At 61.6% G+C, this 15,472-nt stretch carries 17 protein-coding genes and 1 pseudogene; 11 read left to right on the forward strand and 7 right to left on the reverse strand.

What is annotated here, in order from left to right:
• Positions 1–39 precede the first annotated feature (39 nt).
• The 6 genes from DBR46_RS18685 to DBR46_RS18710 all read right to left on the reverse strand — a co-directional run bounded on the left by DBR46_RS18685 (position 40) and on the right by DBR46_RS18710 (position 4,345).
• Positions 40–975, reverse strand: coding sequence for a glutathione S-transferase family protein (locus DBR46_RS18685; RefSeq protein ID WP_124527369.1), 936 nt, complete (start codon positions 973–975; stop codon positions 40–42).
• Positions 976–1,050: 75 nt separating this feature from the next.
• Positions 1,051–1,323 (reverse strand): GIY-YIG nuclease family protein, encoded by a 273-nt coding sequence (locus DBR46_RS18690; protein ID WP_124527370.1) that lies wholly within the window; start codon positions 1,321–1,323, stop codon positions 1,051–1,053.
• A gap of 36 nt (positions 1,324–1,359) precedes the next feature.
• Positions 1,360–1,830: a nuclear transport factor 2 family protein gene (locus DBR46_RS18695; protein WP_124527371.1), complete on the reverse strand. Its 471-nt coding sequence runs from the start codon at positions 1,828–1,830 to the stop codon at positions 1,360–1,362.
• A gap of 100 nt (positions 1,831–1,930) precedes the next feature.
• The gene (locus DBR46_RS18700) at positions 1,931–2,569 is read right to left on the reverse strand and encodes a DUF1120 domain-containing protein (protein ID WP_124527372.1); all 639 of its coding nucleotides are present in this window, start codon (positions 2,567–2,569) and stop codon (positions 1,931–1,933) included.
• Positions 2,570–2,764: 195 nt separating this feature from the next.
• Entirely contained in the window at positions 2,765–3,403 is a 639-nt protein-coding gene (locus tag DBR46_RS18705) for a response regulator transcription factor (protein WP_124527373.1), read from the reverse strand.
• 198 nt (positions 3,404–3,601) lie between these two features.
• Entirely contained in the window at positions 3,602–4,345 is a 744-nt protein-coding gene (locus tag DBR46_RS18710; RefSeq protein WP_305955600.1) for a response regulator, read from the reverse strand.
• 492 nt (positions 4,346–4,837) lie between these two features.
• Between DBR46_RS18710 and DBR46_RS18715 the strand changes: the two genes are divergently transcribed.
• From DBR46_RS18715 to DBR46_RS18755, 9 genes are all read left to right on the forward strand, one after another.
• The gene (locus tag DBR46_RS18715; RefSeq protein ID WP_124527375.1) at positions 4,838–5,479 is read left to right on the forward strand and encodes a DUF1120 domain-containing protein; all 642 of its coding nucleotides are present in this window, start codon (positions 4,838–4,840) and stop codon (positions 5,477–5,479) included.
• A gap of 37 nt (positions 5,480–5,516) precedes the next feature.
• Entirely contained in the window at positions 5,517–6,140 is a 624-nt protein-coding gene (locus DBR46_RS18720; RefSeq protein ID WP_124527376.1) for a DUF1120 domain-containing protein, read from the forward strand.
• A gap of 33 nt (positions 6,141–6,173) precedes the next feature.
• On the forward strand, positions 6,174–6,797 hold the full coding sequence (locus tag DBR46_RS18725; RefSeq protein ID WP_124527377.1) for a DUF1120 domain-containing protein: 624 nt from the start codon (positions 6,174–6,176) through the stop codon (positions 6,795–6,797).
• Between the two features lie 80 nt (positions 6,798–6,877).
• Positions 6,878–7,507, forward strand: a complete 630-nt coding sequence (locus DBR46_RS18730; RefSeq protein ID WP_124527378.1) for a DUF1120 domain-containing protein — start codon at positions 6,878–6,880, stop codon at positions 7,505–7,507.
• Between the two features lie 2 nt (positions 7,508–7,509).
• Positions 7,510–8,247 carry a fimbria/pilus chaperone family protein gene (locus DBR46_RS18735; protein ID WP_124527379.1) on the forward strand — a complete coding sequence of 246 codons (738 nt, stop codon included), beginning with the start codon at positions 7,510–7,512 and terminating at the stop codon, positions 8,245–8,247.
• An 80-nt stretch (positions 8,248–8,327) separates the two neighbouring features.
• Positions 8,328–10,790: a fimbria/pilus outer membrane usher protein gene (locus DBR46_RS18740; RefSeq protein ID WP_305955601.1), complete on the forward strand. Its 2,463-nt coding sequence runs from the start codon at positions 8,328–8,330 to the stop codon at positions 10,788–10,790.
• 11 nt (positions 10,791–10,801) lie between these two features.
• Positions 10,802–11,929 (forward strand): DUF1120 domain-containing protein, encoded by a 1,128-nt coding sequence (locus DBR46_RS18745; protein ID WP_124527381.1) that lies wholly within the window; start codon positions 10,802–10,804, stop codon positions 11,927–11,929.
• A 9-nt stretch (positions 11,930–11,938) separates the two neighbouring features.
• Positions 11,939–12,556 (forward strand): DUF1120 domain-containing protein, encoded by a 618-nt coding sequence (locus DBR46_RS18750; protein ID WP_124527382.1) that lies wholly within the window; start codon positions 11,939–11,941, stop codon positions 12,554–12,556.
• 10 nt (positions 12,557–12,566) lie between these two features.
• Positions 12,567–13,208 carry a DUF1120 domain-containing protein gene (locus DBR46_RS18755; protein ID WP_124527383.1) on the forward strand — a complete coding sequence of 214 codons (642 nt, stop codon included), beginning with the start codon at positions 12,567–12,569 and terminating at the stop codon, positions 13,206–13,208.
• Here the strand turns inward: DBR46_RS18755 and DBR46_RS18760 are convergent, their stop codons facing one another.
• Positions 13,209–14,462, reverse strand: a complete 1,254-nt coding sequence (locus DBR46_RS18760) for a CynX/NimT family MFS transporter (protein ID WP_124527384.1) — start codon at positions 14,460–14,462, stop codon at positions 13,209–13,211.
• A gap of 176 nt (positions 14,463–14,638) precedes the next feature.
• Here DBR46_RS18760 and DBR46_RS18765 point away from each other — a divergent pair.
• Positions 14,639–14,949 (forward strand): annotated as a pseudogene (locus tag DBR46_RS18765) (type II toxin-antitoxin system MqsR family toxin).
• Positions 14,946–15,440, forward strand: coding sequence for a type II toxin-antitoxin system MqsA family antitoxin (locus tag DBR46_RS18770; RefSeq protein WP_124527385.1), 495 nt, complete (start codon positions 14,946–14,948; stop codon positions 15,438–15,440). Before DBR46_RS18765 ends, DBR46_RS18770 begins: the two are co-directional and overlap by 4 nt.
• The last annotated feature ends 32 nt before the right edge of the window (positions 15,441–15,472 follow it).

Genomic DNA, 15,472 nt, shown 5'->3' on the forward strand with positions numbered 1-15,472 from the left:
GTCGGGGGATGCGTTCCCACGCGGAGCGTGGGGACGATCTTATTGCGCCTGAATGCGGAAGCCCATGCGTGGGAAATGCACATGCACGGTGCCAGCGCGTTCATCGCTACGGCGCAGGATCAGCTCTTCGCGCCCAGCAAACAGCAGTTCCCCAGCAACCGGGTCAGTGCCGTAGTCGGTGGCGCTGATGGTCACTTGCTGGCCCCGGGTGAAGCCATTCAAGTCTTCGAACACTTCGTCCGGCAGATTGGCCGGCGTGGCGTTGCGCGAAATTTCCAGGGCCTGCTCGGCGCTCATCTGGGTGGAGGTGCCATGGCCGAAGCCCAACACGCGGTCCAGCCAGGCGGCAACAGTCGGGTAAGCGTCCACCAGCGGCGATGTCACCGAGGAGCCCTTGAGGAACCACAACGGGTGAGCCAGGGAGAAGTCGGCAATGGAAGGCTCACCGAACAGGAAATCCCCGGCCTGGTGCTTCAATTGTTGATCGATACGGCTGACGATCGCCGGCCATTGGTGCAGGGCCTGGTCCAATTGCACGCGCGCCGCCGTGCCGCCACTGAACAGCTTGCCGCGATCAGCCACCAGCACCTGGAGCATTTGCGGCGGTACCTTGGCAAACTTGACCGCCAGGGATTCGGGTTGGAACACCAGCGCCACCGCATGGGAAAACACCACCGAGTCGGCCCAGGCGGCGAAGCCTTGGCTGACCAGTTCCAGGCCTTGGGGAAACAGCGCCGGGGCAGATTTTTCCTGCTCCAGGCGGCGGGCGATCAAGGCGGTGTCGCAATAGATGTCTGCGCCGACTTGCAGCACCGGGGTCTTGCGATAGCCACCGCTGAGGGCAGTCAGGTCAGGCTTGGGCATCACTGGCGGGATCAACACCGAATGCCAGGACAAACCCTTGAAGCCCAGCAACAGGCGGGCTTTTTCAGCAAAGGGGGATTGCGGGTAATGGTGAAGAATAAGCTCAGACATGCCGGACTCCGCTCTAGAAGTGAGCCGCTAGCTTAGCCTGCAACATCCCGTTTGGGGGCGATGGGAACCCATCAGTCAAATCAATGAACCACTGGCCGCCAGGCATTCCTTGGCGCTTTTCTTCAATTTCTTGATCAGCCGTTCCTGGCGCAACGCCTCGCCCTTGCTCGCGCATTGCTCGGTGTACACCAGGGCCACGGCCGGGCTGGAAAGGAAAAACCGCGCGCCCTTGCCGCTCTGGTGCATGGCAAAACGGCGCAGCGGGTCATTGCTGATGCCGCAATACAGCGAGCCGTTGGCAGCGCGTACCAGGTAGACAAACCAGGGTTTGAGTTCAGGTGTGTTCACAGATGGATTCGGCAAGGCAAAGAGGCGCCAAGCTTATCAACGACTGGCCTGGAATGCCTTCAAACCGCGCAATGCCTGGGCACGCACTGCGTTTTTCACCAACGGCGTCCAGCCCAGTAACAAGCCCTTGGTGCCCAACGCCTGACGCGACCAGCGCCACAAGTCGAAACTGTCGTGGTGCTCGCTGATCTTGCCGTCACGAAACACAAAGCGCGCCTGAATATCGTTGACCACGGTGTTGCCGGTGGCGCTGAACAGGTAGGTCGCCACCCAATGCGCGCCGCCGCTGTGTTCGTCGCTACGCACGTTGTCGAAGGTCAGGGAAAAGTCCTTGGCGCGGGTGGTGAGCATGCGCCACATATCACCAGCATCGCGCCCGTGCAGTTCGCCGAAGGCCGGGTCGCTGAACACCACGTCGTCGGTGTAGCAAGCGGCCATGGCTTCGGCGTCCAGACGTTGGAATGCCTCATAGAAGCGGGTGATCAGGGCGGTGTGGGCTTCACTCATGGGCAGGCTCCTTGATTATCGGCAGGTGAGCTGCACGATAATCCGCGATGCAGGGGAAAGCCATGGGCATTCGCCAACCGAATGAGTGATGCACGGAGCGTTACAGGTAGACAATGTCCAAGGTGGCGCTGCCATCGATCAGGACTTCTTCGGCAACAGGAAGTTGCCGCTTGTCAGTGATCGTCGTTGCAATCACCACATCCGTCTTGAACACTTGCATAGGCAGGGGAACCGCGCCAACCCCCGCTGCGCCCGTCAGGGAACGCATCCAGTTCGGCTGCCAGATCGTGCCGTCTGGCGCATCCATCCAGGTTTGACCATCGATGGACTCGATGACGGCGCTGGGAATATCGTCAGCGAGTGCGTTCAGCATTTTCAGTCGGTACCAGCCGATTTTCTTGTTGTCGGTGGTCAGTCCCAAGCCGTAGTTGGGCAGCGCGATGTCCTGCTCTGCGGAAGTTCCTGCACGGTTGTCTGTGCCCTTGATAGCAACCAACGTCGCGGCTTCACAATTGATCGCCAATTGCAGCATGGCTTCCGGGAGCGGGGTCGGCGTGTTACCCAGGTCCTGAACCGATATTTTCCCATGGTCCACAACCCCACCCGCCGAGAGCGTTGGGGTACAGGCCGATGGGGTGATGGTCCCGGAGACGCTCAAGTCCACGCTGGACGCGGCATACACAGGGGAAATGGCAGACAGCACGACGGCCGCAGCCATTAGACTCAAAGACTGTTTCATATAAAGTTGCTCACACTAACAACCTGCATAACAGGTTAATTTATTGGACTAGAGGATTAGTGCCATCGCCACATATAACAACAACACCCACCCACTCTAATCCCGACGCGAAACTTCCAAAATACAAGTATTACGAATACGGCAAACTTACAACATACCTGAGCACAACTAACACTTGCGCGATCAAGCACGCGATCAACTCTTTGGCACCATGCCACTCTCTCGAGCATAGGCGTACAAATCCACATCGGTGGAAATGCACAGGCGTAACATCGCCGTACTTTTCTGCTTGCTGATCGTAGATATGCTGCGATTGACTTGCGCGGCAATCTGGCTGACGGTCATGCCACTGGCCAACATGCGTACAACCTCACGCTCTTTGCCGGATAACTGGGGCGGCTGATCACTGCTGACACCCGCCATATCCAATTGGGTACGCAAGCACTCGCTGACAAATGTGCGCCCATGGATCACTGCCTTCAGAGCCAACGGCAGCTCGCTCGCGGAGGCGCTCTTGGCCACAATGGCGCGGGCGCCGTGGCTGAAAGCAGCCCTGAGCGTGGCCACGTTGGCGAACATGGTCACCAGAATGACCGGCAGCGTCGGATGCTGGCGCTGTAGCAGTCCCAACAAGCCAAAACCGTCTGCCTGTTGGTCACCGGGCATGGCAAAGTCGGTCACAATCACATCGCATGGCGTAGTCGCCATCAATGCCAGGAGCTGGTCGGGACCATTGGCTTCCCCAACGACCTTGAACACGCCGCTGGCCTCTATGACCACTTTTTGACCAACACGAACAATGGGGTGATCGTCGGCAATTATTATCCGAAACATCGTGCTATCCATGATGGCAATTTGAGTTTTTTCAAAATACCTCGACACGCTTGTTACAACAACACTTGGAAACGATCCGATTTCCTGTGCGCCCTTTATTTATGCGGCGAAAACTTATGCCTACAGCATAAAAAGAATCGGAGTACAGAAATAACCTACACGACAGAGAGGAAACTTCTCTCTTATTTGTGTAGGACGCTACAGATTGGCCAAGTAAGACAGATACCGTTCGATTTCTTGCTCGAACCGTTCAAGCAGGGGTTTATTGGCCGCGATACCGCTGCGCCGGACCCGCTCGATCAAGCAGATTGCACGTTGTTCCAGCCCGGTATCGCCGAAAAAAGCCACCCCGCCCACCAGCCGGTGCAGATGCTCGACGGTCAACTTGACGTCCAAGTCTTCGCGCGCCTGCTCAAGCGCGGCGAGATCATCGTGCGCTTCCTGGAGCAGGCAGAACAACAAGGGCTCCACCACCTCCCAAAAGCCGAACATGGCAATAAGGCTGGCGCGCGTCGGAAACCGGCCATGCATACGTGCCAAATTGGCCGCATGCCTTGTCGGGTGTACACGGGACTCGGGATCGGGCAACCAATACAGCAGCGCTTCACGCAATTGCTCAAGGGTGACGGGTTTGAGCATCCAGTCATCCATGCCGCAGCCAACACAACGGCGCATCTGCTCGGCATCCAGGCCGGCCGTCATGGCGATCACCGGCAGGCGTGCGGTTCCAGCCCGGTTCTCACGACGACGCAGCTCCCGTGTCAGGGCATAGCCATCCATCCCGGGCATACGGCAGTCACTGATCAGCAGATGAAAAGGTCGTGCGGCCAAGGCATCAAGGGCCGCTTGCCCGTCACCGACGGTTTGGTGCGCCACACCCAGCGTGCTCAAGAAGGAGCCGATCAACAAACGATAGGCCCGGTGATCGTCTGCCAGTAACACCCGCACTTTCTGCCAATGGACAGGCGGGGACACTGACGGGGGTAAGCATTGCGGACTACAGCCAGCAGTCGGATCCTGCATAGCTACCTCGTGCAAAACGATCAGCGCGCCAGCCCAACAACAAGGGACGACGGTTGCCGACCTGTCGGTCGACCTCACTCGATTTTTTCGCGCAAGGGCCTTTATAGCCATTCAAATGAATGAATAGCCATTATTTAAGTGCGCAGAAAATATCCGAATGGGTAAATGATGGCGATACAACAACTACGACAACGCAGAACTTCCTACAGACACAGAGAGCCCTTCCAACGCACCTGCAACACCGGCGAGCACTATCGTAATAGTTGCATTCACCCTCGCAGGCTCCACCGCTAAAGTCGCCGTCGCTCGGGCTCAAGAAGGCGCGAGGGGGCTTAAAACAACCACACTGCCACTCCCTCAGCGCACCGCCTAGAGCTCCCTGTCCCTTAAATACGCTAGGAGCCCCATTCAATGAAAGCCTCATTCGTCACGCTGGTGGCGGTCGCCCTGCTGGGCGGTACGTCTTGCGTACTGGCCGCCAGCAGCGTGGACCTGACCGTCAAGGGAAGTATCACGCCAAGTGCCTGCGTGCCCAACTTGACCCAAGGGGGCACCGTGGATTACGGGAAGATTCCCGCCAGGGACCTCTCGGTCGACACCCCCACCGAATTCGCCCCCGCCACACTTCAACTGAGCATCGACTGTGAGGCCCCGACCCTGTTTGCCCTGAACGCCAAGGACAACCGCTTTGGCTCGTCACTCTTCCCCACACTGACGTGGTACTACGGGCTCGGCTACGCCAGCGGTAACCAGAAGTTGGGCAGCTACTCCCTTGACTTGCTCAACCCTGTCTCCGACTCCGCGGTGTTCCCGATCCACTCCTTCGATCAAGGCCAGAGCTGGTCAAAATTCGCGGGGGGCATGATGAGGCACACCTACTGGAACTCATTCAGTGATACCCCGGGCACCGGCGGGCCTTACTTTCCCAAGGCGCTGCGCACTGTAACGGCCGACCTGCAGATCATCACCTTCGTTGCGCCCGCCAAAGACCTGCCCTTAAGGGAAGAAGTGCCGCTGGACGGCAGTGCTTCGCTGGACTTGCTGTACCTCTGACTCTCCCCCAACCGCCCACTCACAAGGATTTGTGCCCATGGACAGAACCCCCTCGGTCGCCTTCGCCATTCTGCTGGCGGCCTGCTCACCCGGCGTGTTTGCCGCCAGCAGCCAGGACTTGAGCGTCACCGGGATCATCACCCCGGCGTCGTGCACGCCTGTGCTGTCCGGCGGTGGCGTGATCGACCACGGCAAGCTGACGGCCAAGGATCTGCACCCGGACTTTCCCACCAGCCTGCAAGCTGGGGAAATGCAACTGCAGGTGCAGTGTGAGGGGGCAACGTTTTTCACCCTGACCACCGTCGACAATCGCGCCGGCAGCTCGGCGATCAACCCGGCACACCATGGGCTGGGCATCATCAACGATGACCAGAAACTCGGCAGCGTGGCGTTTGGCGTGTTCGACCCGGTGGCCGATAGCGTGCCGGTGCAAACCATCCTGTCCCGCGACAACGGCGCCAGCTGGCGTCCGTCCTCGTACCTGGGGCACGCGGCCCTGACTTCGTTCGCCCCGCCTGCTGGCCCTTACACCCCGATGGCCCTGCAAACCCTCAGCGCACGTTTGCGGGCATTCACCGTGATCGTGCCCGCCAGCGACCTGACCCTGCTCGACGAAGTGCCCATCGATGGTCAGGCCACGCTGCAACTCAAGTACTGGTAACCCCTTCTTTTCATCTCAATCTGGAGCTTCACCATGAACACCGTACTCAAATCCGTCGCCGTCGCCCTGCTGGCCGCCAGCAGCGCCACTGCGGTTGCCGCGTCCAGTGTCGACCTGACGGTCAAGGGCCTGATCACCCCAAGCGCCTGCACGCCGGCACTGTCCAACGGCGGGACCGTGGACTACGGCAAGATCTCGGCCAAGGACCTGAACATCGATCGGGTGACCTTCCTTCCTGTGCAATCCCTGCAGCTCACCGTCACCTGTGACGCGGCGACCCTGATGGCCCTTGACGCCGACGACAATCGCGCCGGGTCGAACCACGGCAACGACATGATGGAATTCGGCCTGGGCTTGATCAATGACACCGAAAAACTCGGCGCCATGACCCTGCGACTGAGCTCGCCTATTGCCGATGGCGTGGCGGTCAAGGCCATCGGTTCCGAAGACGGCGGTGTCACCTGGTTCACTGAGCCCTACCTGATGCCCGAGAACCTGATCTCGGTCGCCAACACCAGCGCCGATGCGCCGATCCCGGTTCAGGTGCTGACATCAGAAATGTATGTCAGCCCCAAGATCGCCCCAGCCAGTGGCTTGACCCTGACCAACGAAGCCGCCATCGACGGCTCGGTGACCATCACCGTGCGCTACCTGTAACCCCAGAAGCGTGCAACGGCAGCCCTTCCTGCTGTTGCCGCGCCTAGACCACTGAACCAGGCAACCGGTGAACCTTTTCCATGAAGCACGTCCCTTCACGCCTTCTTGCCCTGTTTTATCTGCTCAGCGTCGGCTCGTCGGTGCTGGCAGCGTACAGCACTGAACTGAACGTCACGGGCTTGATCACGCCCAGTGCATGTTCCCCCACGCTGTCGGCCAACGGCATCGTCGACCATGGCAGGGTACCGGCACGCAACCTCAATCAATACGAGTACAGCACCCTGCCCGCCCAGGCCCTGGACCTGACGGTGAGTTGCAACGAGCCGGTGCTGTTCGTATTGGTCGGCATGGACAACCGTGCCGACTCTTCGTTGGGCCCGGGTTTTTATTACGGCCTGGGTACCAACATCCATGCACCCACTGAACGTCTGGGCACAGTGTCACTGGCGTTTCGCGAAGTCATGGGCGATGGCGAGCGAGTGCTGGTGCTGGCGTCCAGCAATCAGGGCCTGACCTGGTTTCCGGAATCCAACGCCTACCCGAACAACTACATGGGCTTTGCCCATCCCGGCACGCTGGTGCCGGAGCCGCACCGGCTGCTGACGGCCACATTGCAAGTCAACACGGCCATCAACGCCGCCGCCTATCTGACCCTCAAGCAGGAGGTGCCCCTGGACGGCTCCATCGTGCTTGACCTGAGGTATCTGTAGCCATGACTCCCCTACCCTTATTGACTCGACTGTTCACGTACCTGCGCTACGCCGGCATTTACCTCGCCTCACTCGCTCTGGCATCCGGCGCGCCTGCGCTGGTACTGGCCGATGGCATGGTGCCCGACACCTCGGTGGTAATCGTCAATGAAGCCGAAGGTGAAGCGTCGGTCACCGTCACCAACACCGACGACAAGCTGGCCCTGTTGCACGTCACCCTCGAAGATATCCCCGAAGACAAGGCTTCGCTGCTGTTCGTCACGCCTCCCCTGGCGCGGGTCGAGCCGACCAAGAGCCAACTGATCCGCTTCATCCTGCAATCACCCGAGCCCCTGACCACCCAGCGCTTGAAACGGGTGATTTTCGAAGGCTTGCCCCAGGGGCGTGCCGCAGCACTGGCCGGACATGCGCGGGTGGGTGTCACCGTACGCCAGAACCTGCCAGTCATTCTGCACCCCAAGGGCCTGGCGCCCAATCGCACACCGTGGACCGGCTTGGAATGGCGCTTGAGCAGCGACCAACTGAGCGTCAGTAACCCGACTCCCTACGTGGTACGCCTGGCCCAGGAATTGAAGCTGTTGCCCGGTGGCGGTTCGGCGTTGTTGCCACGCACGTACGTGCTGCCGGGTGAAACCCTGAAGGTGACGGCCAGCGGCAGCGGTGCGAACCGTGTGCAGTTGCAGCCGGCCACGGTCTACGGCTTTGCCGTGGCGCCCTACGAAGCACCCATCACCCTATAAAAAAGAGTGGCCTGCCAACGCCACCATCAGGCCTGACTCACCACAGAGTGAGCGGGCCGCCAACTGTTGAGTACGACCTTGTGAGCACAGCTATGACTGACCGCGACGGCGGCGCCGTGCCTGGCGTTTCACCACGCCCGGCACCTTATATTCTGGCGGGGCTGGCCCTGGCGTTGGGCAGTGCACTGCCCATGGGAGAGGCACGGGCCCATGATGACCTGATCGCCGGCTCCTTCGACCCCCAAACCCTGTCGAGACGCGGCATCGACCCGGAACTGGCCAACCTGCTGCTGGAGGCACCGCGCTTTGCCTCGGGCCGGCACGCCGTCAACCTGAACGTCAACGGCCAGCGCCGTGGCCGGGTGGATGTGACCTTCGAGCCACAGGGTCGCTTGTGTTTCAACCGCACACTGCTGGATGCCGCAAACCTGATCGTGCCCGATGACGACGGCCCCCCGACCTGCCATCGCTTTACCGAACGCTTCCCGCAGACCGTGATCGAGCAAGACCCCGCCAGCCTGAGCCTGGCCCTGGTCGTACCGACCGACGCCTTGCGCCCAGCGCAACAGGACATCTCCGGCTACCAGACCGGCGGCTTTGCCGGCCTGCTCAACTACGACCTGACCGGTCTCTACAACGAGTTCGGCGACAGCACTAGTCGCTTCGGTTCGGCCAATACGGAAGTGGGTTTCAACGCCGGTGATTGGATCGTGCGCAGCCGCCAGGTAAAGACCTGGCAGGACAGCCGCTCGCGCACCACGCACCTGGACGCCTACGCCCAACGCACCTTCGCTGAACAGCGGGCAGTGTTGCAGGCGGGTCAGATCAGCCTCTACAACCCGGTACTGGCCGGCACGCAGATCACCGGTGCCCAGGTGCTGACCGAAACGGCGCTGCAGGACCAGAACCAGGGTGCAACCATTACCGGTATCGCCAACAGCCCGGCCCAGGTGGAGGTACGCCAGAACGGCGCACTGATCCACTCAACCGTGGTACCCGCCGGCCCATTCGCCCTGACCGATGTGCGACGCTTGAACAGCCGCGCCGACGTGGAAGTCACGGTCAAGGAAACCACCGGCGAGGAGCGCCGCTTCACCGTGCCCGCCGGCATGCTCGGCCTGGGATTGCCGGCGCCAGGCTATTCGATGGCCGCCGGCCGCGTGCGCCAGATTGGCAACAGCGACGGCAAGGAGCCTTGGGTAGTCAGCGCCGGCTGGAGCGGCACGGTGCACCCGCAAGTCAGCGTGGGCGGTGGGGTGCTGATGGCCGATGCGTATCGTGCCATTGGCGTGAACCTGGGTTGGCTGCCCTGGCAGGACAGCCAGTTGCAGTTCACCACCCAGGCCGCCGAGGCCAGCCGCGAGGGGCGTGATCGCGGGGTACAGACCGACCTTTCCTGGTCCCAGCGCCTGAACGACAGCTGGTCGCTGAGTACCAGCGGCTCGTGGCGCTCCCAAGGCTACCGCGACCTGGAAGACTCCACCTACGTCGGCAACAGCCACGACCAGCAGCGTTCGCGTTACCGCGACCAGCAAAGTTTCACCGCGTCGTGGGCACATCCGACACTGGGGGCGTTCAGCGCCGGCGTCTCGCGGACGGCGTCGTACAACGGTGAGAGCAGCAGCCGTGCGCTCGCCTCCTGGGGCAGCAGTTTTGGCCGGGTGACCGTGTCGGCGAGCGCCGAGTGGCAAGTGGGGGGGCGCCAGCAGAACGACAACAGTGTCTACCTGAACCTGAGTGTACCGCTGGGCGAAAGCCGTCGAGGACGTGCCTGGGCTCGCCACACTGGCGGTGAACATCGACTTGGCGCAGGGGTAAGCGAGCAACTCAACGACCAGCTCAGCTACCGGGTGGGGGTGGAACGCGACAGTCGCGACCGCGAGGTGGAGTCGTCGCTCGGCGTATCGGCCTTGCCGTGGTACAGCCAGCTGGACTTCAACTACACCCGCAGCGACGACGAGCGCTCCAGCTACCAGGGCGGAGCTCGTGGCGGCGTGGTGGTGCATGGCGAGGGCGTGACCTTCTCGCCCTACCCGGTGCGCGACACCTTCGCCGTGATGTCGGTGGGCGAGATGTCCGGGGTCAAGGTCAGCACCCCTAGTGGCCCGGTCTGGACCGATTGGCAAGGCCAGGCCGTGGTGCCGCAGGTCAGCGCCTATGGCCGCAGCCCGGTGGAAGTACAAACCCGCTCGCTGCCGCGCAATGCCGATATCCACAACGGCCTGGCGGTGATCTCCGCCGGGCGCGGGGCGGTGGACAAGGTGCAGTTCGGCGTGGCCCTCACCCGCCGTGCGTTGCTCAACATCACCACCGACAGTGGCCAGCCAATCCCAAGGGGCGCCACCGTCAGCACCGCTGAAGGTGAGTTCGTCACCCTGGTGCAGGAAGGCAGCCAAGTGTTCCTGCCCGATGTGCTGGACCCGCGCCCGCTCTGGGTGAAGCCGCCGGGACAGCCCCGCTGCCGCCTGGAGTTCCAATTGCCGGAAAACGCCGACCCCGAGGTGTATTTCGAAACCGCACCGGCCCGGTGCCACCCGTCATGAGGAGTCCAGTCATGGGCCTGAAACACCTGCTGTATCCTTTGGTCCTGGTGATGAGTGCCGGTGCCTGGGGGGCGGACGAATGCCAGCTCAACCTCAGCCAGGCAGAGCTGGACTTCGGCCTGATGAACCGCGCCACGGCCTTGGCCCCGGCGGCGGAGCGATGGCTGGGAGAGCGGCGGATCAGTCTCACGCTGAACTGCCCGCACCCCAGCGATCTGAGCCTGTTCTATCGAGGGCCCGGCGCCGGGCCCGAGCGATTCCGCTTTACCGAGCGCGGCACTTACGGTTTGCGAGTCAGCGATGCGGTGCTGGATGGTCAGGCGGTGGAGCTTGGCCAGATTGCGGGCCCGGGCCAGGCGCCCTCCACGGCCGGCGCGCAACTGCCTTGGCCGCCGGACCATGGCGTCGTGCCGATGCGGGGTGGCGTCGTGGTAACGGGGCGCAACCTGTCATTGCAGATCGACGCCAGCGCCTGGGCCAGCGAGGCGGCCACACAGGTGCGCGACGCCGTGACCTGGGACACCGCCGGGCTGTTCGAGGCCCTCGCCGCCGGGCGTTCGCGGGAACTGCGTCTATTGGCACGCTTTGCTCCTGCAGCCTGTACGCCCACCTTGTCCAATGGCGGCCATGTGGAACTGGGCAAGCTGTCAGTCAGCGACCTGAGCATGGACAAAGACACCGCCCTGGCGCCAAGGGCGCTATCGCTCAGTGTCATCTGCGATGGGCCCACGGCATTCGCCTTACGCATGCAGGACAACCGCCAGGGCTCTGCCACCGGTATCGCCGATGAAAGCGCCTACGGGCTGGGCCTGGACGCCCGACAGCAGAAAATCGGGCGTTACCGGCTGCTGTTCGATCCGACCCGGATCACGGCCGACAGCTCAGGCCCGGTTTTTTCCACCGACTCCGCCAGCGGTGACCTGCCCTGGAGCAGTGCCAGCGCGCGCATCGCGGCAGTCGGTGCCAACCGCTACCTGGGCTTCAGCGCCACCTCCGGCAGTACCAGCGGTCCCAGCGCGATTCAGAACCTCAATGCCACGCTGAGCCTGGAGGCCGTGATCGCCCCCCTGGGCTCGCTGGACCTGGGCCATGAGGTCCGCCTGGACGGCTCAGGCACCCTCGAAATCATCTATCTATAGGTACGCGAAATGAAACCCTTGCTGATCTCCCTCGCTGTCTTTACCTGGGTCAACACAGCCCAGGCAGCTTCCGGTATTGACCTCAATGTCACCGGCCTGGTCACCCCCAGTGCCTGTGAACCGAGCCTGTCCAATGGCGGCCTGTACGACCTGGGCAAAATCGCCGCCAGCGAGCTGAAGCTCGATACACCTACCGCTCTACCGCCCCACAGCCTGCAACTGGCGATCAACTGCGAAGCCTCCACCCTATTGGCCCTGGAACCCCGGGACAATCGTCTGGGTTCCAGTTATGCCGGCGATCAGAGTTTCAAGTTCGGCCTGGGGTTGATCAATGGCGTCACCCGGTTGGGCTCCATGACATTGAGCGTCTACTCAGTGGTGGCCGACGGCGTCCAGATGCACCCCATCGGCTCCAGTGGCCCCGCTTCGTGGGCACCTGTGAGGTTGCTGTCGCCGCACTTTCTGACCGCATTCACCCCCACCCAGACGGTGCCGGTGCCTGCACCGATAAAGCTACTGACAGCATCCCTGTCCATCGAGCCCAGCATCGCGCCGGCCAATACGCTGCCCCTGGCCGAGGAGATTCCCATCGACGGGTCCATGACCCTGACCATGAAGTACCTATAGGAGTTGAACCATGAAAACGTTGCTGATTGCAGTGGCCGGGCTTGCCTATGTCATACCCGCCCATGCCGGCTTTACCGCCGAACTGACCGTCGGCGGCCTGATCACGCCCATGGCCTGCACCCCGGTGCTGTCCGGCGGTGGCTTGATCGACTTCGGCAAGATTTCCCAGCAGGACCTCAACCAGGCCACGGGCACCCGGCTGCCACTCAAGTCCTTGACCCTGACCGTCAGTTGCAATGCCCCCGGCCGCTATGCCCTGCGCATGGCCGACAACCGAGACGGCACGGCCCACGTCAACAGCGAGATCTACTACGGCCTGGGCCTGGACAGCGCAGGCAACCGGATTGGCGTGTACTCGGTCAAATTCGACCCCAAGCAAACCGTGGCCGACGACTTGGCAGTGGCCTATGGCACCGAGTCGACCACCGGCGGCGTGGCCTGGCGTACGTCCAATACCAACCCCATCGACATCGGTTCACGCAGCTTGCTGGGCTTTACCGATGTGGCGGGCAGCACCGCCGGGCCTTCGGCCATCCGGAACCTGACAAGTACCTTGACTCTGGAAGCGGTTATCAATGCCAGGCAGAACCTGGAACTGAGCGTAGAGACACCCATGGACGGCTCCGCGACGCTGGAAGTGGTGTACCTGTAATCAGACCTTTTCGCTGGTGACGCCGACGTACCCGGCGCGACCCGCCCCGCAACCCGTGACAATCGCACCGACGCCGATCACCGCGAAAACCCAACCGGTGGCTCCCCAGCCACCGGTCCAGTCATGCAGGACGCCTACCGCCAGCGGCCCCATGGACGCCAGGGTGTAGCCGAACCCCTGGGCCATGCTCGACAGGTTGGCCGCCACACGGGAGTCCCGTGAGCGCAGCACGATCAAGGTCAGCGCCAGGCTGAAGGTGCCACCCTGGCCCAGGCCAAGCAGAATCGCCCAACCCCACAGCCCTTCGATGGGCGCGTACAGACAACCGAACAAACCGCCGAGGGTCAGCAGCATCACCACCACGATGGCCAGGCGCTGGTCCTTGCCACGGGTGGCCAGCCACGGCGCGGCGAGGGAGCTGATCAACTGCACGATGATCGAACCCGACAGCGCCAACCCCGCCTGCGTGGCACTCAGGCCGCGGCCGATCAGGATGGACGGCAGCCAGCCAAACACGATGTAGGCCAACGACGATTGCAGGCCCATGTACAAAGTGACTTGCCAGGCCAGCGGATCACGCAGCAACCCTTTCACGCGGTAGGCAACCCGGTGAGTACCCTGTTTGTGCCCGACCTGAGGCAGCCAGAACAACGCCGCTACCACGGCAGGCACAATCCAGAATCCCAGGCCGATATTCCAACTGTCATCGAAATACTGGCTCAGGGGCACCGTCGCCCCTGCCGCCACCGCCGCGCCCAGGCACAGGGCCATGGTGTAGACACCGGTCATGGTGCCTGCCTGCTTGGCGAAATCTCGCTTGACGATGCCCGGTAGCAACACGCCGATGATGCCGATGCTGGCGCCTGCGATCAGGCTCCCGGCGAACAACCCTGCCTCGCCAAACGAGCTGCGCAGGATGATGCCTGTGGCCAGCGTGAGCAGAATCCCCAACACCACCCGCTCCGCCCCAAAACGTCGCGCGAGGATTGGCGCCAGCGGCGCGAACAGCCCCAGGCACAGCACCGGCAAGGTGGTCAGCAAACCGGCCTTGGCCGCCGACAGTCCCAGGCTGTCGGACACTTTGCTGAGCAGCGGCGAAAGACTCGACAGCGCCGGACGCAGGTTCATTGCCACCAGGACCAGTCCCACGATCAACAACCACGGGCGGTTCACCACTGGCGGGAGGTGTTCCACCACTTCGTCGTCGGCTTCGGCGTCGATCAACAGTTCTTCAAGCTTGGTTTCAGAGGTCATGGATCAAACGCCGGCAGAGGGATGGGCGCTTGCCCTGATCACTGGTTGAAAAGTCCCACAGCCTATTCGGACGCGCCTACAAGAGCAACGCACTAGGTTTTTTAAGCGGTAAATGGAGCAGTATTTTCGATTGGTAAAATTACCCTTTGAGGGTAATTATTGGATTCAGGTGTCTTATGGAAAAGTACACACCTCATTACGATTTGGCGGTGATAAAGGCGGATGTGAGGCGGCTGGGGAGAAGCGCCTTTACACAGTCAGCACAAAAGTGCGGTTGGGAACTGCGCTTCAGCATCGAGCAAATGCAAGACGTCATTTATGAGTTACAAAACTGGATGCTGTACAAATCGATGACCACTTATGGGGACCATCGAGTCTGGCAGGCGTGTACCACACCCACTCGAAAGGCCGGGAGATTTACATCAAGGTGACTTACCGCGCAGACGGTAGGCCACCGGTGATCTCCTTCAAGGAGAAAAGCCAATGAAAGAACCAGAGCTTTGCTATATCTGCGGCGCACCCGACGCACTGCACTACTTCGAGGGTCGCAGTGAAACCATTAGTGTCAAAGGCATGGAGCGTCGGGTGGATAATCTTTCCGGCTGGGAATGTCATGTATGTGGAGACGGCTTTTGGGATCCGGATACAGATAGCGCCGACCGTTTTGGAGAAGCGGGCGATGAACTCGTCGTTGCAGCCCGAAAAATGATCGGCACAGAGATGAAGCGCATCCGCCGCAAACTGCACCTTACTCAGAAAGAGGCCGTGGAGATGCTCTCCGGTGGCGGTCACAACGCCTTCTCACGTTACGAACGCGGTGAACTGCCTGCCCCCAAAACCTTGGTGTTACTGATGCGCTTGCTGGATCGTCACCCGCATTTGCTGGCGGACGCAAAAGCCTTGGCAGAAGGCGCCGATTTGCGCGGCGCCTTTACCTACACAGTGAACAGCGACGCTGAGGCACTCAAAGCATCCTAGCCCCAAAAAATAAACCCGGCGCCAGGCCGGGT

Source organism: Pseudomonas sp. KBW05 (assembly GCF_003852405.1).
In the GTDB taxonomy this organism is placed as follows: Bacteria; Pseudomonadota; Gammaproteobacteria; order Pseudomonadales; family Pseudomonadaceae; genus Aquipseudomonas.